25 protein-coding genes are annotated in these 25,648 nt (G+C 62.3%); 10 read left to right on the top strand and 15 right to left on the bottom strand.

Annotated features, from left to right (window positions below):
* Positions 1-46: 46 nt before the first annotated feature.
* Positions 47-2,119 carry a M3 family metallopeptidase gene (locus tag KY465_RS05600; RefSeq protein WP_219200587.1) on the bottom strand — a complete coding sequence of 691 codons (2,073 nt, stop codon included), beginning with the start codon at positions 2,117-2,119 and terminating at the stop codon, positions 47-49.
* Positions 2,120-2,169: 50 nt separating this feature from the next.
* On the bottom strand, positions 2,170-3,393 hold the full coding sequence (locus KY465_RS05595; RefSeq protein ID WP_219200586.1) for an argininosuccinate synthase: 1,224 nt from the start codon (positions 3,391-3,393) through the stop codon (positions 2,170-2,172).
* A 178-nt stretch (positions 3,394-3,571) separates the two neighbouring features.
* Between KY465_RS05595 and KY465_RS05590 the strand changes: the two genes are divergently transcribed.
* Complete coding sequence (locus KY465_RS05590) at positions 3,572-4,213, top strand: LysE family translocator (RefSeq protein ID WP_219200585.1); 642 nt, start codon at positions 3,572-3,574, stop codon at positions 4,211-4,213.
* Here the strand turns inward: KY465_RS05590 and KY465_RS05585 are convergent.
* The 7 genes from KY465_RS05585 to KY465_RS05555 all read right to left on the bottom strand — a co-directional run bounded on the left by KY465_RS05585 (position 4,210) and on the right by KY465_RS05555 (position 9,255).
* Positions 4,210-4,716, bottom strand: coding sequence for a hypothetical protein (locus tag KY465_RS05585; protein ID WP_219200584.1), 507 nt, complete (start codon positions 4,714-4,716; stop codon positions 4,210-4,212). The two genes, KY465_RS05590 and KY465_RS05585, sit on opposite strands and share 4 nt — an antisense overlap.
* Before the next feature lie 7 nt (positions 4,717-4,723).
* On the bottom strand, positions 4,724-5,917 hold the full coding sequence (rlmN, locus tag KY465_RS05580) for a dual-specificity RNA methyltransferase RlmN (RefSeq protein WP_487353256.1): 1,194 nt from the start codon (positions 5,915-5,917) through the stop codon (positions 4,724-4,726).
* 279 nt (positions 5,918-6,196) lie between these two features.
* Positions 6,197-6,700 (bottom strand): invasion associated locus B family protein, encoded by a 504-nt coding sequence (locus tag KY465_RS05575; RefSeq protein WP_219200582.1) that lies wholly within the window; start codon positions 6,698-6,700, stop codon positions 6,197-6,199.
* A 301-nt stretch (positions 6,701-7,001) separates the two neighbouring features.
* Positions 7,002-7,412, bottom strand: a complete 411-nt coding sequence (locus KY465_RS05570) for a YkvA family protein (protein ID WP_219200581.1) — start codon at positions 7,410-7,412, stop codon at positions 7,002-7,004.
* Between the two features lie 105 nt (positions 7,413-7,517).
* Positions 7,518-7,826, bottom strand: coding sequence for a 4a-hydroxytetrahydrobiopterin dehydratase (locus KY465_RS05565; protein ID WP_219200580.1), 309 nt, complete (start codon positions 7,824-7,826; stop codon positions 7,518-7,520).
* Positions 7,827-7,841: 15 nt separating this feature from the next.
* Entirely contained in the window at positions 7,842-8,429 is a 588-nt protein-coding gene (gene thpR / locus KY465_RS05560) for an RNA 2',3'-cyclic phosphodiesterase (RefSeq protein ID WP_219200578.1), read from the bottom strand.
* Between the two features lie 139 nt (positions 8,430-8,568).
* The gene (locus tag KY465_RS05555; RefSeq protein WP_428982947.1) at positions 8,569-9,255 is read right to left on the bottom strand and encodes an arylesterase; all 687 of its coding nucleotides are present in this window, start codon (positions 9,253-9,255) and stop codon (positions 8,569-8,571) included.
* Positions 9,256-9,349: 94 nt separating this feature from the next.
* On the opposite strand from KY465_RS05555, the gene KY465_RS05550 reads away from it, so the two are divergent.
* The 4 genes from KY465_RS05550 to KY465_RS05535 all read left to right on the top strand — a co-directional run bounded on the left by KY465_RS05550 (position 9,350) and on the right by KY465_RS05535 (position 14,312).
* On the top strand, positions 9,350-10,057 hold the full coding sequence (locus KY465_RS05550; RefSeq protein WP_219200576.1) for an ABC transporter ATP-binding protein: 708 nt from the start codon (positions 9,350-9,352) through the stop codon (positions 10,055-10,057).
* A 71-nt stretch (positions 10,058-10,128) separates the two neighbouring features.
* On the top strand, positions 10,129-12,675 hold the full coding sequence (locus KY465_RS05545) for an ABC transporter permease (RefSeq protein ID WP_255561436.1): 2,547 nt from the start codon (positions 10,129-10,131) through the stop codon (positions 12,673-12,675).
* 190 nt (positions 12,676-12,865) lie between these two features.
* A complete protein-coding gene (locus KY465_RS05540; protein WP_219200572.1) occupies positions 12,866-13,600 on the top strand; it encodes a Bax inhibitor-1/YccA family protein in 735 nt (244 codons plus the stop codon).
* A 166-nt stretch (positions 13,601-13,766) separates the two neighbouring features.
* Positions 13,767-14,312 carry a GNAT family N-acetyltransferase gene (locus tag KY465_RS05535; RefSeq protein ID WP_219200570.1) on the top strand — a complete coding sequence of 182 codons (546 nt, stop codon included), beginning with the start codon at positions 13,767-13,769 and terminating at the stop codon, positions 14,310-14,312.
* 27 nt (positions 14,313-14,339) lie between these two features.
* Here KY465_RS05535 and KY465_RS05530 read toward each other — a convergent pair whose 3' ends face one another.
* From KY465_RS05530 to acnA, 3 genes are all read right to left on the bottom strand, one after another.
* The gene (locus tag KY465_RS05530) at positions 14,340-14,735 is read right to left on the bottom strand and encodes a DUF2794 domain-containing protein (RefSeq protein ID WP_219200568.1); all 396 of its coding nucleotides are present in this window, start codon (positions 14,733-14,735) and stop codon (positions 14,340-14,342) included.
* Between the two features lie 401 nt (positions 14,736-15,136).
* Positions 15,137-15,937 carry a DUF1223 domain-containing protein gene (locus KY465_RS05525; RefSeq protein ID WP_219200567.1) on the bottom strand — a complete coding sequence of 267 codons (801 nt, stop codon included), beginning with the start codon at positions 15,935-15,937 and terminating at the stop codon, positions 15,137-15,139.
* Positions 15,938-16,111: 174 nt separating this feature from the next.
* Positions 16,112-18,802 carry an aconitate hydratase AcnA gene (gene acnA / locus KY465_RS05520; RefSeq protein WP_219200565.1) on the bottom strand — a complete coding sequence of 897 codons (2,691 nt, stop codon included), beginning with the start codon at positions 18,800-18,802 and terminating at the stop codon, positions 16,112-16,114.
* A gap of 294 nt (positions 18,803-19,096) precedes the next feature.
* Here acnA and ccmA point away from each other — a divergent pair, with 294 nt between their 5' ends.
* The 5 genes from ccmA (at position 19,097) to KY465_RS05495 (ending at position 22,194) form a co-directional block, all read left to right on the top strand.
* A complete protein-coding gene (gene ccmA, locus KY465_RS05515) occupies positions 19,097-19,756 on the top strand; it encodes a heme ABC exporter ATP-binding protein CcmA (RefSeq protein ID WP_219200563.1) in 660 nt (219 codons plus the stop codon).
* Entirely contained in the window at positions 19,753-20,415 is a 663-nt protein-coding gene (gene ccmB / locus KY465_RS05510) for a heme exporter protein CcmB (protein WP_219200561.1), read from the top strand. The genes ccmA and ccmB overlap by 4 nt, the downstream gene beginning before the upstream one ends.
* A 212-nt stretch (positions 20,416-20,627) precedes the next feature.
* Positions 20,628-21,389: a heme ABC transporter permease gene (locus KY465_RS05505; RefSeq protein WP_219200560.1), complete on the top strand. Its 762-nt coding sequence runs from the start codon at positions 20,628-20,630 to the stop codon at positions 21,387-21,389.
* On the top strand, positions 21,386-21,559 hold the full coding sequence (ccmD, locus tag KY465_RS05500; protein ID WP_219200557.1) for a heme exporter protein CcmD: 174 nt from the start codon (positions 21,386-21,388) through the stop codon (positions 21,557-21,559). Before KY465_RS05505 ends, ccmD begins: the two co-directional genes overlap by 4 nt.
* On the top strand, positions 21,556-22,194 hold the full coding sequence (locus KY465_RS05495; RefSeq protein ID WP_428982926.1) for a DsbE family thiol:disulfide interchange protein: 639 nt from the start codon (positions 21,556-21,558) through the stop codon (positions 22,192-22,194). The genes ccmD and KY465_RS05495 overlap by 4 nt, the downstream gene beginning before the upstream one ends.
* A gap of 14 nt (positions 22,195-22,208) precedes the next feature.
* Here the strand turns inward: KY465_RS05495 and KY465_RS05490 are convergent, their stop codons facing one another.
* The 3 genes from KY465_RS05490 to mtaB are packed head-to-tail and all read right to left on the bottom strand — an operon-like array spanning position 22,209 to position 25,608.
* Positions 22,209-22,883, bottom strand: coding sequence for a septation protein A (locus KY465_RS05490; protein ID WP_219200555.1), 675 nt, complete (start codon positions 22,881-22,883; stop codon positions 22,209-22,211).
* The gene (gene ftsY / locus KY465_RS05485) at positions 22,880-24,373 is read right to left on the bottom strand and encodes a signal recognition particle-docking protein FtsY (RefSeq protein ID WP_219200553.1); all 1,494 of its coding nucleotides are present in this window, start codon (positions 24,371-24,373) and stop codon (positions 22,880-22,882) included. Before ftsY ends, KY465_RS05490 begins: the two co-directional genes overlap by 4 nt.
* Entirely contained in the window at positions 24,364-25,608 is a 1,245-nt protein-coding gene (gene mtaB / locus KY465_RS05480) for a tRNA (N(6)-L-threonylcarbamoyladenosine(37)-C(2))-methylthiotransferase MtaB (RefSeq protein ID WP_219200779.1), read from the bottom strand. The genes ftsY and mtaB overlap by 10 nt, the downstream gene beginning before the upstream one ends.
* Positions 25,609-25,648: the final 40 nt, after the last annotated feature.

Genomic DNA, 25,648 nt, shown 5'->3' with positions numbered 1-25,648 from the left:
CGCTCAGCATCAGAAGATGGTGCTTCCCCCTTATCAGCGCAACCCCTCAGGCCGCCAGTCCCTTTTTGACCAGCATGGCCTCCGGCGTCGGCAGGCGGCCGCGAAAGGCGGTATAAAGCTCGGCCGGGTCGCGGCTGCCGCCAGCGGCGTAGACGTGTTCCTTCAGCTTGTCGGCCGTGGCCTTGTCGAAGGGATCGCCCGCTTCCTCGAAGGCCGCGAAGGCGTCAGCATCGAGGACTTCCGACCACATGTAGGAATAGTAGCCGGCCGCGTAGCCGTCGCCAGAAAAGACGTGCAGGAAATGCGGGCTGCGGTGACGCATGACGATGGCCTCTGGCAGGCCGAGGGCGCGCAGATTGTCGGCTTCGAAAGAAGCCGGATCGTCGATTGCGGCCGGGCCCGAGTGCCAGGCCATGTCGATAAGCGCGGAGGCGGTGAATTCCGTCGTTGCGAAGCCGGAGTTGAAGGTGCGGGCAGCCAGGACCTTTTCAAGAAGTTCCTGCGGCATCGGCGCGCCGGTCTCGTAGTGGCGCGCATGGCGGGACAGCACCTCCGGATGGCTCAGCCAGTGCTCGTAAAGCTGCGAGGGCAACTCGACAAAATCGCGCGACACCGCCGTACCGGAAAGCGACGGGTAGATCACATTTGAGAGCATGCCGTGCACGGCGTGGCCGAATTCGTGGAACAGGGTGCGCGCATCGTCAAAGGACAGCAGCGCCGGGCGCCCCACGGCCGGCTTGGAGAAATTCATCACATTGATGATGATCGGTTTCTGGCCGACACCGCCATCCGGTCCCGGCAGCTTGTGCTGCGGCTGCAAGGCGCTCATCCAGGCGCCGGACCGCTTTGACGGGCGGGCAAAGTAGTCGGCTATAAAAATGGCGATTATCGTACCATCATCGCCGCGGACCTCGAATACCCGGGCGTCCGGGTGGGGGCCGGCGATGTCGGGGCGCTCGGTCATGCTGATGCCGAACAACCGGTTGGCCACGTCAAACGCAGCTTCGATCATGCGCTCGAGCGACAGATACGGCTTGAGCTCGGATTCCGAAAAATCGAATTTCCTCGCCTTGAGCTTGTCGGCGAAATAGCGCCAGTCCCAGGCCGCGACGGGATGATTGAGACCGGCCTCGGCGACCAGTTCCGCAAGCTCGCTTTCTTCCTGGCGCGCTCTTGCGACGGCACGCTGCCAGACGTCGCCAAGCAATTCCTCAACGGCGTCGGGCGACTTCGCCATGGTGTCGTCAAGCTTCAGATCGGCATAGGAGCCGTAGCCAAGCAGTTTCGCCTTCTCGGCGCGCAGGGCGACGATCTCGCCAATCAGCGCCCAGTTGTCGGTTGTGTTGCCGCCGTCGCCGCGGGCGATCCAGGCCTTGAAAGCGGTCTCGCGCAAATCGCGGCGGTCGCTGGCTGCCAGAAACGGCTCGATGATCGAACGCGACAGGGTCACGGCATACTGGCCGGGGTGTCCGCGTTCGCTGGCGATCGCCGCCATGGCTTCAACGAGGTGGTCCGGCAGGCCATCGAGATCCGGGCCGTCGCCAAGCAGCAGCATCCAGTCGCTTTCGTCGGCCAGCACATTCTGGCCGAATTGCGCTCCCAGGCCCGCCAGGCGCTCGCCGATCGCCGCCAGTCGTGCCTGGCCGTCAGCATCAAGCCGGGCGCCGGCCTTGACGAAAGACTTCCAGATCCTCTCCAGCAATCGCTGCTGCTCGCCCGTCAACTGCAGTGACGCGCGCTGGTCATAGAGGCGATCAACACGCGAGAACAGCGCCGCATTCATGGCGATTTTCGAGTAGTGACGCGACAGGCGCGGTGCAATGTCGCGCTCAAGGCTCTGAATCTCGGCGCTGGTGTCCGTGCCGGCGCGGTTCCAGAACAAGGCCGAGACGCGGCCGAGCTTCTCACCGGCACGTTCGAGCGCAACGATGGTGTTGTCGAAATCGGCGGCCGCCGGATTCTCGGCGATGGCGGCGATCTCGACTTCATGGGCTTTCAGGGCCGTCGAAAAGGCCGGCGCGAAGTCGGCGTCGGCGATGGCCGCAAAGTCCGGCAGCCCTAGGGGAGCTGTCCAGGCAAAGATCGGGTCGGTGCCGGCGGCAGCTTCAGAAGTGGTCATGCAACATCCTTTCGACGGACGACAGGCGCGGCCGCTGGCTCTGCAGGTGTTCAGCGGTTGCGATTGCGCGCCGCCAATGTGCGCAGGCGCAGCGCATTGAGGCGGATGAAGCCGGCGGCATCCTTCTGGTCATAGGCGCCGCGGTCATCCTCAAAGGTGACCAGCTCATCATCGTAGAGCGAGCGCGGCGAGGCGCGGCCGGCAATCATCACATTGCCCTTGTAGAGCCGCAGGGTGACAGTGCCTTCGACATCCTTCTGGCTGTGATCGATGGCCGCCTGCAGCATTTCGCGCTCGGGCGAAAACCAGAAGCCATTGTAGATCAGTTCCGCATAGCGCGGCATCAGTTCGTCTTTGAGATGCGCGGCGCCGCGATCGAGAGTGATCGACTCGATGGCGCGGTGTGCAGCGAGCAGGATGGTGCCGCCCGGCGTTTCATAGACACCGCGTGATTTCATGCCGACGAACCGGTTTTCGACGAGATCAATGCGGCCGATGCCATTGTCACGGCCGAGATCGTTGAGCTTTTGCAACAGTGTCGCCGGCGACAAAGCTTCGCCGTTGATCGATACGGCGTCGCCCTGCCTGAACCCGATTTCGATTTCGGTGACGCTGTCAGGCGCATCCTCAGGCGCAATGGTCCGCATGTGGACATATTCGGGGGCCGGTTCAGCCGGATCCTCGAGAACCTTGCCTTCCGAGGAGGAGTGCAGGAGATTGGCATCGACCGAAAACGGTGCCTCGCCTTTCTTGTCCTTGGCGATCGGGATCTGGTGGCTTTCCGCGAAATTGAGCAGATCGGTGCGCGACTTGAAAGTCCAGTCGCGCCACGGTGCGATCACCTTGATGTCGGGGTTGAGCGCATAGGCGGACAGTTCAAAGCGCACTTGGTCATTGCCCTTGCCGGTGGCACCGTGGGCAATCGCATCCGCACCGGTTTCCTCGGCGATTTCGACGAGACGCTTGGAGATCAGCGGCCGGGCGATCGATGTGCCGAGAAGATAGATGCCCTCATAGACGGCGTTGGCGCGGAACATCGGAAAGACGAAATCGCGAACGAATTCCTCGCGCAGATCCTCGATGTAGATTTCCTTGATGCCAAGCATCTCGGCCTTCTTGCGGGCCGGCTCGAGTTCCTCGCCCTGGCCCAGATCAGCGGTGAAGGTGACGACCTCCGCACCAAGCTCGGTCTCCAGCCATTTAAGAATGATCGAAGTGTCCAGCCCGCCGGAATAAGCGAGCACGACTTTCTTCACGTCCTTGTGCGATGTCATCAAAAGGTCCTGTGTTTTATGCGGCTGCGAAATGTCTCCAGCCGCGGGTCGCGGGTCGCGCGGCACTTTAGCGATCTGAAGGCGCGAGACAAGCTTGCATTGGACCGGTGGCCGTGGAAATGCTGGCCAGCGGGCGCGTGCCCGCTGAACCCGCCCCTTCCTGGCAGGAGCTCAAAGAATGGACTTCGTCCCCGCCCTTCCGACACTGCTGGCCTTTTCCGTCGCCGCTCTCATCCTGGCAATCACGCCGGGGCCAGACATGACATTACTGATCTCACGTTCCCTGTCGAATGGCCGGGTCGCCGCTTTCGCCTGCGCCGCCGGCGCATCGACCGGCATTGCCATTCACACATTACTGGTGGCACTCGGTATCTCAGCGCTGGTGGTGGCCTCGCCTGCAGCCTTTCTCGGCCTGAAGATTTTCGGGGCCGGCTATCTCGCCTGGCTCGCCTGGCAGGCAGTGCGCCACGGATCGACACTCAGTTTGAAGACGGCGGGAAAAGCGGACCGCAGCCTGTTTTCGAATTGGGCGCAGGGGCTGGGAGTCAATCTTCTCAATCCGAAGATCATCCTGTTCTTCATGACCTTCCTGCCGCAATTCGTCGCCGCCTCCGATCCGCATTTGACCGGCAAACTGATCTTTCTCGGATTTCTGTTCGTCGTTCTGTCGGCACCGATCCTCGTGGGCATCGCGGTCGGCGCCCATGGACTGGCTGGCTGGCTCAGGCGCAAGCCGGGGGTGATGCGGATCATCGACTGGCTGTTTGCCGGCGTTTTCTCGCTGTTCGCCCTGCGGATCCTGATGGTGCAGACTCGCTAGGAGGACGGCCGGTTGCGCGGGTCGCGAGCCAGTGGCGCGGGCGGCAGTTCCGGCGGTTGTTGCCGAGCGCTTGGCAGCCAGAGGCCGGCGCGGCGGCCGGCGATCAGCCAGTAGATGGTGGCTGCAATCATGCCGCAGACGATCTGCACTGCCAGGGTCATGGCCGGAATTTCTTCTGCCCGTATCCAGGTCACGGCGCTGATGCCAGCGCCGAGGAGCGCTCCGCCGAGAACGTGCGAAAGCCAGTCGCGGCGGCGCAGGATCTCGAATAGTGCGATGATGAGCAGCGCCGGCAGCAGGGCGGCACGGCCCATCAGTGCGGCGACGCCGAATGTGCCGACGATCATGGTGAAGGTCATCTCGACCGACGAGAAGCGAAGGAAATCGTCCGGGCGGACAAGGCCCGTGAGGAAGATGTAGGCGATGGACGCAACCAGGCTGGAGATGAAATAGGCGAAGGCGATCGCAATGAAGCGGATCAGCAGGCGGCCGAATAAACCCATCCTGCCGCTACTCTGCGCCGTGCCCGGCGATCATCATCGCTTCAAGGGCCATCCGGTCGGTCTTGCGCATGCGTTCCGATTCCGATTTCAACTGCCCGCAGGCGGCGAAAATGTCGCGTCCGCGCGGGGTGCGAATCGGCGAGGCATAGCCGGCCTGATTGACGAAATCAGCAAACTTCTCGATCTGATCCCAATCAGAACATTCATAGGCTGAGCCGGGCCAGGGATTGAAAGGGATCAGATTGATCTTGGCCGGGATGCCCTTGAGCAGACGCACCAGATCGCGTGCATCCGCGAGACTGTCATTGACGCCTTTCAGCATGACATATTCGAAGGTGATGCGGCGGGCATTGGATACGCCCGGATAGGTGCGGCACGCTTCAAGCAGTTGCGCCAGCGGATATTTGCGGTTGATCGGCACGAGCTCATTGCGCAGTTCATCGCGTACGGCGTGCAACGAGATTGCCAGCATGACGCCGATCTCTTCGCCGGTACGGATTATTTCCGGGACGACGCCGGAGGTCGACAAGGTGATGCGGCGGCGCGACAGTGACAGGCCGTCGCCGTCAGAGGCAATCAACAGCGCCCTCTTGACGTTCTCGAAATTGTAGAGCGGCTCGCCCATGCCCATCATGACGATATTGGAGACCTTGCGTCCTTCCGAGGGGACGATGGCGCCGGCAGGGGTGTTGCGGTCGGGGAAATCGCCGAGCCGCTCGCGCGCCAGCAGGAGTTGCTGAAGAATCTCGCCAGCGGTCAGATTGCGGACCAGCTTCTGTGTGCCCGTATGGCAGAAGGAGCAGGTCAAGGTGCAGCCGACCTGGCTGGAGATGCAAAGCGTACCGCGGCCTTCCTCGGGAATGTAGACGGTCTCGACCTCAACGGGGCGACCGGCGCCGCGCGCCGGAAAGCGGAGCAGCCATTTGCGCGTGCCGTCGGTGGAGATCTGCTCGTCGACGATCTCCGGCCGCGAGATCGTGTAGCTGGCTGCAAGCCTGTCACGCAGATCGCGCGCGACATTGTGGATGTCGTCGAAATCGGCAGCGCCGCGCACATACAACCAGTGCCAGAGCTGGCGGACGCGCATGCGCACCTGTTTTTCGGCCACACCCATCTGGCGCAGAACGTCAGCCAGCTGCTCGCGGTCGAGACCGACAAGGTCCGGCTTGCCGGCCTCTGTCACGGGCGGCGGAGCCGCCACCGGCTGGCGATTGCCGGGCAGCGGATTGACGGCCTGCTGGGTTCGGCCGGCCTTATGATCGATATCGAGTGTCACTGCCATGGGCGTCAAGGATCCAGTCGGTCTATCCGATGTGGGCGGCTTAGTATCAGGTTTCGCCAGCGGCGTCATCCCGCCTGCATGCCGCCGCCGCGAACGAGAAGGAGCCGCTGTTGAGCGGCTCCTGGTTGGATGCGATGTTCGTGAACCGGGCTGGGTGAGCGCCGCGGTGGATTTCTGCTGCGCGAAAGCCGAGAGCGCCTATTTGCAGCTGTTGATCTGTTCGAGAGCGGCGGTCACACCCTTCAGAGAATAGCTGTAGGTGGTGTTGGTGCCGCGCCGTGATGTGGCCTTGACGGTCATCTGGCTGCCGGCACGCATGGCCGCCACGAGCTGCGGCTCTTCGGCGGCGTTTTCGACCCAGCCAGACGTTCCGCGGGTGAACAGGCCAAATTTCTTCCCATCGACATCCACCTCGATCTTCGAGGCTTCCTTCAGCGGATAGCCCATCATCGCCTGGGGTTCATAGCTGATATTCTGCCCGGGCCGCTGCGATATCAGGAAGAAGATATCTCCGTGATCGACATTGGATGGTGATTTTACCGTCGGCACCGAAAGGACGTAGCAAACGGAACTGTCGCCGGTCTTGTAGGAGTAAGCGCCCCAGGCATCGAACTGCTTGAGCCGGGTCGGCGACTGAGCCGCTGCGACGGTTGACATGGCAACCAGGGCCGTGAACGCGATTGCAAGTGTTTTCCCAAACATGGTCGTCCTACTGCTGCGTGTGTGTTGAAGGCGGGCCCAGGCCGACTGGCCGGACAGACTCACCCCGTAAGGTTTGTTCCATTGTCGCGCGAAGCTGGTTACGAAAACGTCAATTTCCGTAGTGCCCGCCCCATTCCGAAACACGCGACTTCAATTGTGCGCTGCCTGGTTCGTGCCCGTGCATGGTCGCACATTATCTCACTCTGTAACATTTGGAATCAGGCGAGAGTTTGACCTTGCGTCCGCATTGCATCGAAATCGATACTCAGCGGTTCCCGAACGATTGCCGCCCGGGCAAGTACTAGCGGGCTTCCCACGGGGTGGCACCGGCGCGCATGCGCTGCAAGGCGGCGCGCGCCGCGATGCGGTGCTCTTCGCGAATGTGGCCGCGGATGGTCGACAGGGCGACGGTGAGAATGGCGACGTCATCGGAAAAGCCGACGAGAGCCAGCACATCGGGTATGGTGTCAAAAGGAAACACGAAATAGGCGAGTGCGCCGATCAAAACGGTCCTGACCCGGGTCGGGGTGTCGGGGTCAAACGCACAATAATAGGCGGCGGCGAGTTCTTCCGCGAACGGGATCCGGCCCGCGGCCTTGCCGAAAACCGACCAGAAACCGGAACGAACTTTGGCTTCATCCGCGCCATCGGCTCGGGACGAATTTCCATCCCCGGCTCCGCCGCTCAGTATTTCGCCGTCAAGAACCGGCATCTAAGTCTCCTGATATTTGTTCGTTCGAATATGGGGATTGTCGCGGACCGATCAATAGAGCAACGGATGCAACGCCGATCAAGACGAGCGGGCCGCGGCTCGCACTCAGCCGCCTGACCGAACCGCGATGGCGTCGATGGCGCGTGCCAGCTTGAAGTCGCGATCCGTCAGGCCGCCGACATCGTGACTGCTCAGGGTGATCTCGACGGACTTGTAGCTGTTGCTCCAGTCGGGATGATGGTTGAGCTTTTCAGCGCTCAGAGCGACGCGCGCCATGAACCCGAAGGCTTCGGAAAAATTGGCGAAGACGTATTTGCACCAGATTGATTCTCGATCCTCGGCCAGCGTCCATCGCGAAAGCTCGGCGAGTTGTCTGGCAATTTCCGCCTCATCCAGTGTTTCGGCAGATGGCATCGTTGCTCCTTCCTGTCAGCGAACGCTGCTATACTCGACGGCCGGGGCGTAGACCGAGGCGCGTGGCCGAGCCGCCAGCGGATAGGCTTCCTCTATGATATAGGGGCCGCCGCCTGTGGAATCGCGCGAGGACATCAGGACAAAGCGGCTGATCTCGAAAGGGATCGTCCGGAAATTGCCGAACGCGTGCAGATAATCGACCACCTCGGCGAGGCGGGGATGGCGCAAACGGGCCAAAGTGACGTGCGGTGTAAATTTGCGCGGGTCGGCCGGCAGATCGAGGCGGGTGCAGATGCGCGAAATTTCCGCCTGCAGGGCCATCAGTTCCGGCGAGGACGTCACGCCCGCCCACAAGGTGTGCGGCTTTTTCGAGCCGAATGAACCCACGCCGTTCAGGCCCAGGGTGAAAGGGCTCCTGTCGACTGCATCGAGGGCATGCACCAGCTCGTCTGCCGAAGGGCCGTTGATGTCGCCGATGAAGTTCAAGGTGAGATGGTAATTCTCGACATCGATCCAGCGGGCTCCGGGCAATCCTCCGCGCAGCAGGGACAAGGACTGGGTGGCATCACGCGGAATCTCGAGTGCGGTAAAAAGTCTCGGCATTGCCCAACTCCTCGAATCGACCCGATAGGCTCAGCGAATCATGCATCGCCCCGACGGGCAAGAGGCAATTCGCAGGCTGTGGACGGACAGACTGCCGGCCCAGAGAGCCGAGCCGCCGCCGGCTCAGCGCTGATTCGCATCAGCCAGCGGTTTCATCGGCATCCGCCTCGCGTGCCGCCGGCTTGGCTTCGAGCTTTTCGACAAATGCGCTTGCGGTGGGCAGGAAACGGCGCACCATCTCGGCGACGCCCGCCGGGTTCGGATGCATGCCATCGGCCAGCAGTCGGTCCGGATGGGTGATCACTCCGTCGAGAAAGAAGGGATAGAGCATCAGGTCACTTTGCTCGGCAAGCTGCGGATAGATGGCATTGAAATCCGATTCATAGGCGGCGCCCATGTTTGGCGGCGCCAGCATGCCGGCGAGCAGCACGCCGATATCACGCTCTTTCAGACGGGCGATGATCGCTTCAAGGTTTGTCCGGGTGGCGGCGGGATCGATGCCGCGCAACGCATCATTGGCACCAAGTTCGAGGATGACGCCGTCGATACCTTCGGGAACGGACCAGTCGAGCCGCGCCAGTCCACCTGATGTCGTGTCGCCGGAGACGCCGGCATCAACGATCTCGACGTCATGGCCCTCGGCGCGCAAGGCCTCTTCAAGGCGGGCCGGGAAACCCTCCTCCTTGGCAAGGTCATAGGCGGCCATCAGGCTGTCGCCAAATGCGACTATGCGCAGCGGTTCAGCTGCAAGGGGTGCAGGCGACAGGGCCAATACCATAAATGCGGCAGCGGCCCAGCGCCGCCAGGCAAGCCGGCAAGAGATCATGAAAATACGGCGCGAACCTTTAAATGGCACGGGGCAACTCCTAAGTCGGTCAGACATCTGACAGTCATCTGCACCCAATATAGGAAGTCCAAGCGTGGCGGAAACCATCGTAGAGCTGCAATCCGCCGACCTGACGCTGGGATCCGGCGCGTCCTCGGTGCATGTGCTGAAGGGGATCGATCTGAACATCAGCAAGGGTCAATCGGTCGGTATTGTCGGCCCTTCGGGGTCTGGCAAGTCAACCTTGCTGATGGTGATTGCCGGGCTTGAACGCCTTGATTCTGGGTCTGTCACGGTCGCTGGATCGGCGCTGCACACGCTGAGCGAGGACGCGCTGGCGAAGGTGCGTGGCCGGTCGATCGGAATCGTTTTTCAGTCGTTCCATCTGATCCCGAACATGACGGCGCTGGAAAATGTCGCGGTTCCGCTGGAACTGGCCGGCGTCTCCGGCGCATTTTCGCGCGCGCAAGAAGAGCTTGAGGCTGTCGGGCTGGGTTCACGTCTGTCGCATTTTCCCGGGCAATTGTCGGGCGGCGAGCAGCAGCGCGTCGCCATTGCACGAGCGCTGGCCCCCGACCCGGCGCTGATCGTCGCGGATGAACCGACCGGCAACCTCGATGGTGAGACGGGCCGGCAAATTGCCGATCTGCTGTTTTCCAAACAGGCAGAGCGCGGCGCTACCCTGCTTCTGGTCACGCATGACGAAACCCTCGCGGAGCGATGCGCGCGGCAGGTTTCGGTGCGCTCGGGCGAAATTGTCAGCGACAGTGCGGTCGCCACTGCGCAATCGGTCATGGCGTGAGCCGGCCGGTGCGCTCGTCCCCGCCAGTGCCCCGTCCCGCCAACGATCAGGCCGAAGCAGGGGATCCCGGCTTGCGGCTTGCATTGCGGCTTGCTGCGCGAGAACTGCGCGGCGGGCTGTCGGGGTTCTACATCTTTGTCGCCTGCATCATTCTCGGTACGGCTGCAATTGCCGGGGTCAACTCTGTCGCGCAGATGATGACCGGTGCGATCAGCAGCGAGGGGCAGACATTGCTCGGTGCCGATCTGCGCTTCGAGGTCGACAATCGGGATGTCACGCGCGACGAGCGGGCGTATATCGACGCACTCGGCTCGGTCTCGGCGGGCGCCAATCTGCGAACCATGGCGCGCAGCGCCGATGAGAGCGATCAGTCCCTGGTCGAACTGCGTGCTGTCGACGACGCCTATCCGCTGTATGGAGCGGTCGGGCTGGAGCCAATGATGCCACTCTCGGAGGCGCTGGCGTCACGCGACGGCGTGTTCGGCGCGGTGGCCGCGCAGATCCTTTTCGATCGGCTCGGACTGGAGATCGGTGACCGGCTGCGGGTCGGGGCGGCTGAATTCGAACTGCGGGCGGCACTTGCGAATGAACCGGACGCTCTGTCGGAGGGATTTGCCTTCGCGCCGCGTCTGATGCTTTCGCTGCCGGGGCTCGCTGCGGCTGATCTGGCGCGGCCCGGCAGCATGATCGAGTATTCCTATCGCGTCCAGCTTTCGCCGACGGATCAGGTGGCGGCACCATCGACAAGCGATTTGCGGCGTCTGGCCACCGAGGCGCGCAGTGCCTTTCCCGATGCTGGCTGGTCGATCCGCACGAGCGACAACGCTTCGCCTGCACTCAGCCGGAATATCGAGCGCTTTTCGCAGTTTCTGACCCTTGTGGGGCTGACGGCGCTGGTCGTCGGCGGTGTGGGTGTCGCCAATGCGGTGCGTGCTTTCATCGATGGAAAGCGGCAGGTCATTGCCACCTTGAAATGTCTCGGCGCGGCGTCGCGCTTTGTCGTGCTTGTCTATCTGTTGCAGGTGCTGGCGATCGCGGCGGCGGGAATTGTCATCGGACTGGGAATCGGTGCGGCGATACCGTTCCTGGCAGCCGGGGCGCTGGCGACGATATTGCCGGTGGCTGGCAAGGTGGCACTGTATCCGGCAGCCCTGGGCCAGGCGGGACTGTTCGGCATGCTCGTGGCCTTTGCCTTTGCCATCGCGCCGCTGGGCCGGGCCGGCCAGGTGCCGGCAACGACCTTGTTTCGCAATCAAGGGTTCATTGCCGGCGGTCTGGCGCAGTGGCCCTATCTGGCTGCCGCGGCGCTGGCGTTGTCGGTGCTTTGTGCGCTGGTCATCGGCTGGGCTGACGATTGGCGCGTGGCGAGCATTTTCCTTGTGGCAGTTGCTGCCGCTTTCCTGGTTCTGCATCTGGTCGGGCGTGGAGTGCAATGGCTGGCCCGTCGGGCCCCACGGGTTGGATCAACGCCGTTGCGGCTGGCGATTGGCAACATTCATCGCCCCGGTGCGCTGACCCCGTCCGTGGTTCTGTCGCTCGGTCTCGGGCTGGCCCTTCTGGTGACGCTGGCACAGATCGACTTCAACCTGCGGCGTGAGCTTACCGGCACATTGCCGGAACGGGCGCCGAACTTCTTTTTTGTCGATATCCAGGCCGACCAGGCCGACGCGTTTCAGACGCTGCTCGGCGAACTGGCACCGGCGGCTGACGTTGCCATGGTGCCAATGCTGCGCGGCCGCATCACGGCCTTGAATGGCGGCGAGGTGAATGCCGAATCGGTGCCGCCGGAAGGGCGCTGGGTGCTGCGCGGTGACCGGGGCCTGACCTATGAGGCGGAAAAGCCGGACAATGCGCGGCTGGTGGAGGGCGAATGGTGGCCGACCGACTATCAGGGTGAGCCGCTTGTCTCATTTTCCGCGGAAGAGGCGGGCGAACTGGGCCTTGGGCTCGGCGATACGGTCAGCGTGTCTGTCCTCGGCCGGACGATAACGGCGCGGATTGCCAATCTGCGTGATGTTGAATGGGAATCGCTGTCGATCAATTTCGTCATGGTCTTCAATCCTTCAGCGTTTGCCGGAGCGCCGCATTCATGGCTGGCGACGCTCAGCGATCCTTCCGCGGGAGCGGTCGAAGAAGGCGCGATATTGCGCGGCGTGACGCAGGCCTTTCCGACCATCACCAGCGTCCGGGTCAAGGATGCGATCGAGATCGCCGACCGGCTGGTCGGGCAGATCGGAGCGGCCGTGCGTGCCGCGGCGGCGCTGGCGCTGGGCGCTTCGGTGCTGGTGCTGGCCGGCGCGCTGGCGGCCGGCAATCGCGGCCGCAGCCACGATGCGATTGTCCTGAAGACGCTTGGCGCAACGCGGTGGACGCTGATTACCGCCTATTGCTGGGAATATGGCCTGATCGGTCTGGCCACCGCGGTCTTTGCGCTGGGATTCGGCGCAGCGGCATCCTGGTATGTGCTGTCGGGAATCATGGATCTGCCGTTCCGGTTCATTCCGGAAATCGCATTTGCGACGCTGGTGGCCGCTCTCGTTGCCACGGTCGGCATCGGTCTGATCGGCACATGGCGCGTTCTCGGGCAGAAAGCGGCAGCGATGCTGCGGGCAGCGTGAACCTGCACTTTTGACGGCATCCCGTTAAGAATGCGGCGCAATTGTCGCGCTCAGCACGCTTTTAGCGCATCATCGGCCCTTGCGGTTCGCACGCGAACACCACATATTGGAGGCAGTGATGCTGGGCCCCGCAGCGGCACTCGGGCTTGTCCCTTTTTCCGTCATATCCGGGGCTGAACAAGAGGAAACTATGGCTGACTTTCGCAACACGAATGTCCGCGCTGCGACCAAGACGACTGCCGGTGTCGCCTATGATGAAGGCCTGCGCGCCTACATGCTGCGGGTCTACAACCTCATGGCTCTCGGCCTCGGCATAACCGGTGTGGCAGCGTATGGAACCTATCAACTGGCACTGAGCAGTCCGGCTTTTGCGCAATTGCTGTTCGCCAGCCCGCTGAAGTGGGTGATCATGCTGGCACCGCTCGGCATGGTCTTTTTTCTCAGTGCCCGTGTTAACAAGATGAGCGTCAGTGCGGCGCAGACATCGTTCTGGATCTTCGCCGCGATCATGGGGATTTCGCTGTCGTCGATCTTCATGGTGTTCACCGGCGCCAGCATCGTTCAGACATTCTTCGTCACTGCCGCTTCGTTCGGCGCGTTGTCGCTTTACGGCTATACGACCAAGCGCGATCTGTCGGCGATGGGCTCCTTCCTGATGATGGGTCTGTTCGGTCTGATCATCGCCATGGTGGTCAACATCTTCCTGGCGTCTTCGGCAATGCAGTTCGTCATCTCGGCGATCGGCGTTCTCATCTTCGCCGGACTGACGGCCTATGACACTCAGTCGATCAAGGACATGTATTACGAGGTGCAGGCCGACGAGACGATGATGGGTCGTTCGGCCATCATGGGCGCTCTGCGGCTCTACCTCGATTTCATCAACCTGTTCATGTTCCTGCTGCAGTTCATGGGCAATCGCGAATAGGCATGAATGGCATATGAGCCTGAAAGGCGGTCCTCGGGCCGCCTTTTTCTTTGCTGTGATCTCTTGGCGGGAGCGTGGCTCGGCGGTAATGACGCTCGGAACGCGTTGCCGCTGACCCGTTGTCGGGCGGTGGGTAAAAAGCCGGCTTTGCAGGGAAGGGACGACCATGCAGATTCGCGATGCGCGCGAGACCGACCTGGGTGCCATAACGGCAATCTATGCCGACAGCGTCGACCATGGAGTGGCGACCTACGAACTTTCGGCACCGGGTCAGAACGAAATGCAGGCGCGCTATCAGAACACGGTCAAGCATGGCTACCCGTATCTGGCGGCGGAGCAAGAGGGGCAGATCCTCGGTTTTGCGTATGCCGGTGCTTTCCGAACCCGCCCGGCCTACAACTGGATTTGCGAGGATTCGATCTATCTGGCGCCGGAAGCCCGCGGTAAGGGTGTCGGGTCAGCGTTGCTGGCAAGCCTGATCGAACGGTGCACGGAAAAGGGCTTGCGTCAGATGATCGCGGTGATCGGCGGCGCGCATCCCGCTTCGATCGCGGTTCACCACAAGGCCGGTTTTGCCGAGACGGGCCGGCTGGCTGCGACCGGCTTCAAGCACGGACGCTGGCTGGACACTGTCTTCATGTCAAAGCCGCTGGGGCCTGGCAGCACAACCTTGCCCGATCCGGATGTCTGGCCGGGGCCGCTTTATCGCTGAGCCACTTCCTTGTCCTAAAGACAGGGCCTAGAGGGCACGCGGCGGCTTGTCGAAGAATTTCAGGACCTGTGCCAATTCATGGCCGCGCTTGAGAATCGCCCCGCTCGCGGCGACGATCATGAACGCGCCCTGCTTGCGCGCCAGAGCTGGATCCTTGACGATCTGGAACAGCGCCACCTCGCTGGCCCGGCGGAAGACGGAAAAGACGGCGCGCTCGCGAAGATGATCGATGGCGTAATCCCGCCATTCACCTTCCGCCACCATGCGTCCGTACAGGCGCAAGATCAGATCAAGTTCACGACGATGGAAGGTGATGCGCTCCGCTTCCCTGGCGCGCCGATGCTGATCAAGATGAACCAGCTTGGTAGAAACCTCTTCGGCCGCGGATCGCCGAAAAGACAGAGTATCACTGTTGTCTACCATTCTGCGCCCGTGGCTCCGCTGCTTCTCGCCTGTTACACAGTGTGCCGCTTGGCGCGCGGATTTCAAGGGCTACACCCAGAGAACATTCTCGCTCACGGGGTCGCATCGTCTGGTGAGGGCCCAGCACAGCCCGGGTCGAAAGCATTATATCGTCACATTTCGGCCCAACAGCTGCCGAATTTGCCATCATTATCGGCTGCGTTGCCTCGGATCTGGCCCGTCTGTTTCCCTAAGCCCCCCAGCCCCCTGAAACATTCTGGGTGAGATTCGGTCCCCCGCTTGTCCTCGTTAGAAAATGAGGAGGAGCTGGCAATATTTCAGGCCGGCTTCACGCCGGTCTTTTTTTGTCCATTCAGGAAAAATGAGCTTTGTCGCGATGTGATGCGCCGCTTCGACCCTGCTCACGGCTTGCCAGCGGGCGTCTGCCGCGATGCCGGATCGGGTGGCAACATGGCGGCACCTAGGATTGCACCCGGACGACCGGTCTCATCGACCTGCTGCACGAGTACGGCGCAATTTCGACCGGGCTGGCCGCGGAGGACCGAGGCCGGGAGATCGATCGTGAGCGCATCGCCGGACCACATGGCAATGGTCTCCATATCGCGCACTGAATGGCGATAGGTGATGGTCTTGCCGCCGTTTTCGCCTGCGCCGATGCTAACCGTGTTGATCGTATCGAAATAGACGATCACGATGTCTGCCTTCCCGAACTCGTCTTGGCTGGCCGCAGCGCTGGCGGCGCCAATGCTGACGACGATCGCGTCGCCATTCCGCACCATTTCCACATCGGCTGAGAACGGACCCTCTTGCCGCGAAAATCTTTCGAGCATGCTGTCGATCTGCCGGCCGTCGGCGCCATTGACATGGTCGCGCCCGTTGATCACGGCCTGCGGCGTGTAGACGCTTTGCAGTTCCCAACGGCTGGCATAGCCCTTTTGCCTCTCGGTGTTGGCGCGGCTCGACAGCGTGTCCTCCCAGCCGAGATAATTCCAGTAGTCGACGTGATAGGACAGGGCCAGCACATCCCCCTGTGCCACGAGCCGGGCGAGTTCGGCATCGGCGGGTGGGCAGGAGGAGCAGGCCTGACTGGTGAACAGTTCGACGACGCCGTGCAGCCGGCTGTCCTTCGCCGACGCCGTTGTCCCTGTCCCGAGGACAATCAGCAAAAAGCCAAGCAGTGCGGCGGTGAAACTTGAGGGCATGGACCAAGATCTTTCGAACCGAATGAGCCACCTGTTTTAGGATCATCCGTTTCAATAGGCCAAATCACGTTGCGGTGAGAGACCCGTGGGACGGGACGGTGCGGAACGCGACCGGTCAAAAAAAGACGCCGGACCTTGCGGCCCGGCGTCCATGACATGGTCCCTGCAGATCGATCAGGCCGCGAGGTCGCGCAGGACGGTCTGCAGAATGCCGCCATTGTTGACGTAGTCGACTTCATCCAGCGTATCGATACGGCAGATCACGGTGACTTCCTTGACCGTGCCATCAGCGAAGGTGATCCTGGCAGTCTTGCGTTCGCGCGGTTTGATGTTGGCCAAGCCGTCAATAGAGACTGTCTCATCACCCGTCAGGCCGATCTTGTCCCAGCTCTCGCCGTGTTCGAGAACAAAGGGGATCACACCCATGCCGACAAGGTTGGAGCGGTGAATCCGTTCGAATGACTGGGCGATGACAGCGCGCACGCCGAGCAGGTTGGTGCCCTTGGCGGCCCAGTCACGCGAGGAGCCATTGCCGTATTCGACGCCAGCAAAGATGACGAGCGGCACGCCCTCTTCCTTGTAACGCATGGCGGCGTCATAGATCGAGATTTCCTCGCGCGACGGATAGTGGATCGTATAGCCGCCCTCGCGACCGTTCGGCCCCAGCATGTGATTGCGAATGCGGATATTGGCGAAGGTGCCGCGCATCATCACTTCGTGATTGCCGCGCCGCGTGCCGTACTGGTTGAAGTCGGCAACGCCGACGCCGTTGTTCATCAGATAGGCCCCAGCAGGGGATTGCGCCTTGATCGAGCCGGCCGGAGAGATGTGGTCGGTGGTGATCTTGTCGCCAAACAAGCCGAGGACACGGGCGTCCTTGATGTCGCCAATGGCGCCGGGGTTCTTGCTCATGCCGGCGAAATAGGGCGGGTTCTGCACATAGGTGGAATCGTCATCCCAGGTGTAGGTCTGGCCGTCCGGCGCCTGTACCGCCTGCCAGTTTTCGTCGCCCTTGAAGACGTCGGCGTATTTCTTGGCGTACAGCTCGCGGGTGACGTACTTCATGATGAAGTCCTGGATCTCCTGCGTGCTTGGCCAGACATCCTTGAGGAAGACCGGGTTGCCGTCGGTGTCTTCGCCAAGCGGCTCGGTGGTCAGGTCCTTCTGCACCGTACCGGCCAGCGCGTAGGCGACGACCAGCGGCGGGGAGGCAAGGTAATTGGCCTGCACGTCGGGCGAGACGCGCCCTTCGAAATTGCGGTTGCCCGACAGCACGCCAGCGGCAATCAGCCCCTTGTCGTTGATCGTCTTCGACACCGGTTCCGGCAGCGGCCCGGAATTGCCGATGCAGGTGGTGCAGCCGAAGCCGACCAGATTGAAGCCGAGCTTGTCGAGATCATCCTGCAGGCCGGAAGCAGCGAGATACTCCGCGACCACCTGCGAACCGGGCGCCAGCGATGTTTTCACCCAGGGCTTGGTCTTCAAGCCCCTGGCGACCGCATTGCGGGCCAGAAGCCCGGCGCCGATCAGCACGCTCGGGTTCGAGGTGTTGGTGCAGGAGGTGATGGCGGCAATGGCGACGTCGCCATGTCCGAGATCGTAGTCCTCTCCCTCGACGGGGTAGCGGTTGTCCAGCTGATCGGGCTTGCGATACTCGGTGGCCAGCGATTCGGCGAAGCCGGTAGCGATGTTTTCCAGCGCGATGCGCCCTTCCGGGCGCTTCGGACCGGCCATTGACGGGACGACATCGCCGAGATCAAGCTCGAGCGTGTCGGTGAAAACCGGATCGGCGGCCTCGGCACTGCGCCACATGCCCTGTGCCTTGCAATAGGCCTCGACCAGCGCGATGCGGCTCTTCTCGCGGCCGGACATGGTCATGTACTTGACGGTTTCGCCATCGACGGGGAAGAAACCGCAGGTGGCACCGTATTCCGGGCCCATATTGCCGATGGTGGCGCGGTCGGCCAGCGTCATCGTATCGAGGCCGGGTCCAAAAAACTCGACGAACTTCGAAACGACTCCCTTCTTGCGCAGCATCTGCACTACGGTGAGAACCAGATCGGTCGCCGTCACGCCCTCTTTGAGCGCACCGGTGAGACGGAAGCCGACGACCTCCGGAAGCAGCATGGAAATCGGTTGACCGAGCATTGCCGCCTCGGCCTCGATGCCTCCAACGCCCCAGCCGAGAACGCCCAGCCCGTTGATCATCGTCGTGTGGCTGTCGGTGCCGACACAGGTGTCGGGATAGGCGATCGTCTCGCCATCCTCATCCTTGGTCCAGACGGTCTGTCCGAGATATTCAAGATTGACCTGGTGGCAAATGCCGGTGCCGGGCGGCACGACGCGGAAATTCTTGAAGGCCTGCTGGCCCCATTTGAGAAACTTGTAGCGCTCGCCATTGCGCTCATATTCCAGCTCGACATTGCGGGCGAGGGCGCGCGGATTGCCGAACTCGTCGACGATCACCGAATGGTCGATAACCAGATCGACGGGGACCAGCGGATTGATCTTCTGAGGATCGCCGCCGAGCGAAACCATTGCGTCGCGCATCGCCGCCAGATCGACAACGGCCGGAACGCCGGTGAAGTCCTGCATCAGGACGCGGGCCGGGCGATAGGCGATCTCGGCTTCGGTTTCGCCCTTGTTGTGCAGCCAGGCCGCGACGGCTTCGATGTCTTCCTTGCGAACGGAACGGCCATCTTCGTGGCGCAACAGATTTTCAAGCAGCACCTTCATCGAGAAGGGCAGTGCGCCAATGCCTGTCAGGCCGTTCTTCTCAGCCTCGACAAGGCTGAAATAGGTGTACTCTGTCCCGTCCACGTTCAAGGTGGAACGGCAATTGAAGCTGTCGAGAGATTTTGCCACTGGCAACCCGCTTTCGTCTGATCGGCCGAAGCAACGAGGGCGAACACCTGGTCCATCGAGATCGATAAACAGGGTGCGGGTACGGCCATTTCCGCTGTCCGCCCGTGACAGGACTTCCCGTCATGTTCGGCTCTTGAATGATGTTCACGCCGGCCGCTGGCGTGGTTGCGGGCGTTATAGATAATTTCGTAAGAACGATCCAGAGCTTATTGTGTTTTTGCGCGGCGCGCGCGCGGGACCGGTACGCGCAGCGCTTCGGGTGCCTGACGGTCGGGCGAATATCAGGGGAACATCATGCAAGCGATCGCCGAGGGACTGGCCGGAGGGCGCGGCGGCACGGCGCTGTTCCAGGACGTGAGCTTCGCACTCGAAAGCGGCGCCGGGCTGGCCATAGTCGGCGAGAATGGCGTTGGCAAATCGACCTTGCTGCGCATTCTTGCCGGATTGCTCCCCGCCGCGCGCGGCACGTTCGAATTGCGCGATGATGAGGGCGCAGTGCTCATTGCGCACGAACATCTGCATTATCTCAGCCATCGCAATGCCATGAAGCGCGAGTTGAGCGTTCACGACAATCTGGACTTCTGGAAGTCGTTTTCCGACCCGTCGGGGGACGCCGGTGGCCTGTCGGCTGAGGCCGCTATCGCGGCGGTCGAACTGGAGGGCATCGGGCATCTGCCGTTCGGCTATCTTTCGACCGGCCAGCAACGGCGGATCGGTGTGGCGCGCCTTCTCGTGACAAGGCGTCCCCTCTGGCTGCTTGACGAGCCTACGGCGGCACTTGATTTGCGGTCCAGCCGCCTGTTCGCAGCGCTCGCTGAAGCGCATCTGGACGATGGAGGCCTGCTGATTGCCGCCACGCATCTGCCGCTTGGCGTTGACGGTGTGGAGACATTCGATCTCGCGATGGCCGCGGTGCCGGACACGGACTGCGATGATGGCGAGGTCTGGATGTGAAGGCGCTGTTCTGGCGCGATCTGGCGCTTGCCGGCCGGGCCGGTGGCGCAGCAATGCTGGGCTTGATGTTCTTTCTCGCCGTCGTCGCGGTCATCCCGTTCGGGGTCGGGCCGGATCTGAATCTGCTCGGACGTATCGGGCCGGCGGTCTTGTGGATTGGCGCGCTGCTTGCCTCGCTGCTGGGCCTGGACCGCCTGTTTCAGGCGGACCGGGAGGATGGCGGGCTGGACCTTATCGTGCTGCAGGATTTCTCCGACCTGGTGCTGACGGTCCTGGTCAAGACCGCCGCGCACTGGGTGATCACCGGTCTGCCGCTGGTTGTGGCAGCGCCGCTCTTGGCGTTGATGATGAATGTTGAACCGCTGGCCGGGGGGGCGGTGATGGCCACGCTCCTGGTCGGAACCCCGGCAGTGGCATTGGTCGGTGCCGCGGGTGCCGCGATCGCCGTATCGTTGCCGCGGGGAGGACTGCTGGTGTCCGTGCTGATCCTGCCGCTGTGCGTGCCGGTGCTGATCTTCGGCATCAGTTCGGCGCGAGCCGCTGTCACCGATCCGGATCCCTTCTGGCCGCCGTTCCTGATCCTCAGCGCCATCACGCTGGTGTTTGCGGTGATCGGGCCGGTCGCAGCGGCGCTGGCGCTGCGGGCTTCGTCGGACTGAACCTTGGCGGCGGAGATGATTGATGCATGTCATGCTATCGCCTAGAAACGACCTTGGGAACCAAACCTTGGGAACCGAAATTGGGGAACCGAACTTTGCCGGGTGCCAGTCTCTGCGGGCTTCAAACCGTCGTATTTCCCACTTAGATCGAGGTACAGTCTTCATCAGAGGGGCATCAGGCATGCCGGCAGATGAGTAAGGGATAAGAGCGCATGAGCGATATCGCAGCATCCGCCGGATGGTGGACGCGTCTTGCCAATCCGAGCCGGTTTCTGGCGCTGTCGAACCGCTTGGGGCCGTGGCTTGCAGGTGGAACCGTGCTAACACTGGCGGTGGGGCTTTATCTCGGATTCCAGGCGCCCGAGGATTATCAGCAAGGCAGCACGGTGCGCATCATGTTCATCCATGTGCCGGCCGCCTGGCTGGCGATGATGTGCTATACGGTGATGGCCCTTTCGGCCATCGGATCCCTGGTCTGGCGGCATCCGCTTGCAGACGTGTCTGTGCGGGCCGCGGCACCCATCGGCGCGGTTTTCACGGCGCTGGCGCTGATCACGGGATCGCTGTGGGGCAAGCCGATGTGGGGCACCTGGTGGGTGTGGGATGCGCGACTGACTTCATTTTTCGTTCTGTTTTTGATGTATCTGGGGCTGATCGCGTTGCATCGCGCCCTTGATGATCCAGCGCGTTCGGGCCGGCTGTCGGCCATTCTGGTGCTGGTCGGCTTCATCAATATTCCGATCATCAAGTTTTCGGTCGACTGGTGGAACACCCTGCATCAGCCGGCCAGCGTGCTCAGAGTCGATGGGCCGACGATACATCCCTCGCTTCTCGTGCCGCTGCTCGTCATGGCGATCGCTTTCACGCTGCTGTTTTTCACATTACACCTTGTCGCGATGCGCAATGAGATCCTGCGCCGGCGGGTCCAGGTGCTGCGGCGCAACGCCGCGCGGCAGATCGGAGAGAGCCGATGAGCCATGCAACATATGTGGCATTGTCCTACGGAGCGGCACTCTTGCTGGTCGGTGGACTGGTGCTGGCGATCTGGCGGGACGGCCGGGCGCGGCGCGCCGAGATTGCAGCGCTCGAGGCGCAGGGGATTCGCCGCCGGTCAGCCGGGCGCAATGAGGGCATGGGCGCATGAACGACATGCACGCGGGAAAACCGGCTGAGACTGTGGATTCCCGACAGGAAAGAGGGGGGCGATCCCGGCGCCTGCTGGCCTTTTTGCCGCTGTTGATCTTTGCGGCGCTGGCGGCGGTGTTCCTGCTGCAACTGCAAAGCGGCAAGGATGCCAGCGAAGTTCCCTCGGTGCTGATCGGCACCCAGGCGCCATCACTTGATCTCGAGCCGCTGGACGGCCTGATGGCCGACGGCTCTCAGGTGCCCGGGCTGAGCGACGCGGCAATCGCCGGGCGGCTGGCGCTGGTGAATGTTTTTGCGTCCTGGTGTGTGCCCTGCCGGCAGGAACACCCGCTGCTGATGCAACTGAGCGCCGATGAGCGCGTGACGGTGGTCGGCATCAACTACAAGGATCAGCCTGAGAACGCCCTGCGGTTTCTGCGTGAACTTGGCAACCCCTATGATGCCGTCGGTGTCGATCCGCGCGGACAATCATCGATTGACTGGGGCGTCTACGGGATTCCGGAAACCTATCTGGTGGCGCCGGATGGAACAATTCTGTTCAAGCAGATCGGACCCTTCACGGTCGCGAAGATTGAGAACGAGCTTCTTCCACTGATCGCCGAACAGGCCGCTCTGATCGATCCTCGGGAATAAACAACCGGCCGGCCTCAGGCCTCAGCCGGAGCGACTTCATCCTCATCGGGCAAGGCGTGACGCTTCATCATTGGCAATTGCGCCATCATGAAGAGGATCGACATCGGCATATTTCCCCAGACCTTGAAGGCTATCCAGATGTCGGTGGAGAAATTGCGCCACATCACTTCGTTGACGCCGGCCATGAAGAAGAAGAACAGGCCCCAGCGGAAGGTCAGCTTGCGCCAGCCCTCGGCATCGAGCCGGAAGGCCGAATCGAACACATAGCCGAGGAAGGACTTTCCGAAGAACAACCCGCCAAGCAGGATGGCCCCGAACATTGAATTGATGATCGTCGGCTTGACCTTGATGAAGGTATCATCATGCAGCCACAAGGTGAGGGCGCCGAAAACCAGAACGATCGCCCCCGACAGCAGCGGCATGATCGGAATGGTCCGGGTAATGATCCAGGAAATGGTAAAAGCGATGGCGACAGCCGTCATGAACAGCGCTGTGCCGACGAAGATCGGACCGCCGAGGGCGGCGAGAATTGGAAACTGTTCAGCCAGCCAGGCTCCCTTGGCGTTGCCGAAAAAGAAGACGAGCAGCGGCCCGAGCTCAAGTGCCAGCTTGAGAATGGGATTCACATGCTTGCGCTTCGGGTCGGACGGGTCCCGTTCGAGGGCAATCGGTGTGCCATCTCGGCTCATTCTGTTTCTCCCACAATCGCGCTGGCGAAATCTTTCGCCTCAAAGGGTTCGAGATCCTCGATCCCTTCTCCTACGCCAATAAAATAAACCGGCAGTTTATGTTTTGCCGCAATTGCCACGAGTATGCCGCCGCGGGCCGTACCGTCGAGCTTGGTCATCACCAGCCCGTTGACCCCCGCGATATTGCGAAAGATCTCCACCTGGTTGACCGCGTTCTGACCGGTCGTCGCGTCGAGCGTCTGCAGCACCGTATGCGGCGCTTCCGGATCCAACTTGCCGATGACGCGAACCACCTTGGCCAGTTCGTCCATCAACTCGGCCTTGTTCTGCAAGCGGCCGGCGGTGTCGATGATCAGTACGTCGGAGCCGTTCTTCCGCGCGACTTCGAAAGCCTCATAGGCCAATCCGGCAGCGTCGGCGCCGAGTTTGGTCGATACCACCTCTGATCTGGTGCGCTCGCCCCAAATTTTCAACTGTTCGATGGCGGCGGCACGAAATGTATCACCGGCGCCAAGGGTGACCTTCAGGTCGGCAGCGGCCAGCTTTGCTGCCAGCTTGCCGATGGTGGTGGTCTTGCCGGTGCCGTTGACGCCGACGACAAGGATGACATGCGGCTTGTGCGACAGATCAAGTTCCAGCGGCCGGGCAACGGGCGCCAGCACTTTCTCGATCTCGCTGGCCATCACCTGCGCCACTTCCTTGGAAGAGACGTCGCGGCCGTAGCGGCCTGCTGACAGCGTGTCCGTTATGCGCATCGCGGTCTCAATGCCGAGGTCAGCCTGAATCAGTACATCCTCGAGGTCCTGCAGCGTGTCTTCATCCAGCTTGCGGCGAGTGAAGATGCCCGTGACCTGATTGGAAAGCTGCGACGAGGAGCGCGCCAGGCCCGAACGAAGGCGCTGCCACCAGTTCGGCTTCGCGGCGGCGGCTTCGCTGCCGGTGCCGGGCGGTGACGGCTGATCCGGAGCGGTCTCGGCACCGATGGAAACGGTCTGCCGCGGCGGCGCGGACATAGATTCAGATTGCTCGGCCGGCTCGGATTGCTTGGGCGGCTCAGATTGCTCGGGCTTTGCCGGCTCCGCGCCAGGCTCCGGTTCGGGCTTGGTCTCAGAGCTGACCGGCAGCGGCGGTGGCTCGCCGCCAGTCTGTTCGGTCATCGGCGGCGGGGTAGAGAAGTGAGACGCGCGCACTTCATCGTCGTGCTTGCCTGCTTCACCTGTCTCCGGCGACGTGTCGTCAGCGACATCGTCAGCCGGCAGCGTTTCCGGTGTGAACTGCATGGCCCCTTCGGTTGGGAAGTGCGCGTCGGGGGCGGGGGTCTCAGTGGCAGGCGGCTGGGTTGCATTCTCGCTGTCCGAGAGCTGCGGTGAAGTGACCTCCTGGTCCGGTTGCGGAGCATTGGTGTCGGCCGCGGGTGCCGGTGCATCGGAGGCTGCAGGCCCGTCCTTCTTGCCGAAGGAAAAGACCTTCCTGATGAAGTTCATGGCCATGACAGACTATCCTGGGCACAAGGGGCGGGTTGTGCGACATCGCGGCTTAACAGGGACCCGTCGGCGTGGCCGGCAAGGCGGACTGTCCGCAAGCCGCGCGGCCAGGCGGGCGGCACACGCAACGGGGTGAAATTGGCAGTGCGGGCGATGCCGCCGGTTTCCACCAGCGCTTCCACCTCGCCGGCAGCCGCCATGCGATCCAGATGCTGCCGGTAATAGGCGGCTCCGGCGGTGCGCAGCCGGGCGGCACGTTCCTTGATCAGTGGCCGGGCCAGTTGCGGCATGCGGGCAGCGGGTGTGCCCGGCCGCGGCGAGTAAGGAAACACATGCAGAAAGGCGATTCCGACCTCCTCGATCAGGTGCAGCGACTGCATGAATCGCGCCTCCGTTTCGGTGGGAAAGCCGGCGATCAGATCGGCGCCGAAAGCGATGTCGGGGCGGAGGGCGCGCAAGTCTTCGGCCACGCGGATCGCGTCGGCGCGGTTGTGACGGCGCTTCATACGCTTGAGAATGAGATCGTCGCCATGCTGCAGGGACAGATGCAGATAGGGCATGAAACGCGGCTCATCGGCAATCACCTGGCGCAGGGTCGGGTCGATCTCGATCGAATCGATCGAAGACAGGCGCAGGCGCTTTAATCCCGGAACCTGCCGCAAGACAGTGCGAACCAGCTGCCCGAGCGTCGGGGTGCCGGGCAGATCGGCGCCGTAGCTGGTGGCGTCGACGCCGGTCAGAACGATCTCGCAATAGCCGTTGTCCACGAGGCGGGCGACCTGATCGATCACGGCGCCCATCGGCACCGAGCGTGAATTGCCGCGGCCGAAGGGAATGATGCAGAAGGTGCACCGATGATCACAGCCATTTTGCACCTGAACGAAGGCGCGGGAATGATGTTCGATCGCCTCCACCATCTGCGGGGCGGTCTCGCGGATGCTCATGATGTCGTTGATGCGGATTTTCTCGCTGTCGGCGACGCCGAAGTCAGGCAGGTTGCGATAGGTCTCGCTTGCCGTCTTGAGATCGTTGCCAATAACGGCGTCGACTTCGGGCATGGTGGCAAATGTCTGCGGTTCGGTCTGGGCCGCACAGCCGGAGACGACGATGCGCTGTTGCGGATTGGCACGCCGGGCCCGGCGGATTTGCTGGCGCGCCTGGCGCACGGCCTCTGCCGTCACCGCGCAGGTGTTGACGAGGAGCGCGTCTTTTAGGCCGGCCTCATCGGCGGCACGGCGCATCGCCTCGGTTTCGTAGATGTTGAGACGGCAGCCGAAGGTC

Origin of the sequence: Neohoeflea coraliihabitans, from assembly GCF_019334345.1 — a bacterium.
Lineage (GTDB): Bacteria > Pseudomonadota > Alphaproteobacteria > Rhizobiales > Rhizobiaceae > Pseudohoeflea > Pseudohoeflea coraliihabitans.
Note: the sequence above shows the minus strand (reverse complement) of the source record. Positions and strands in the feature narration are given on the sequence as shown.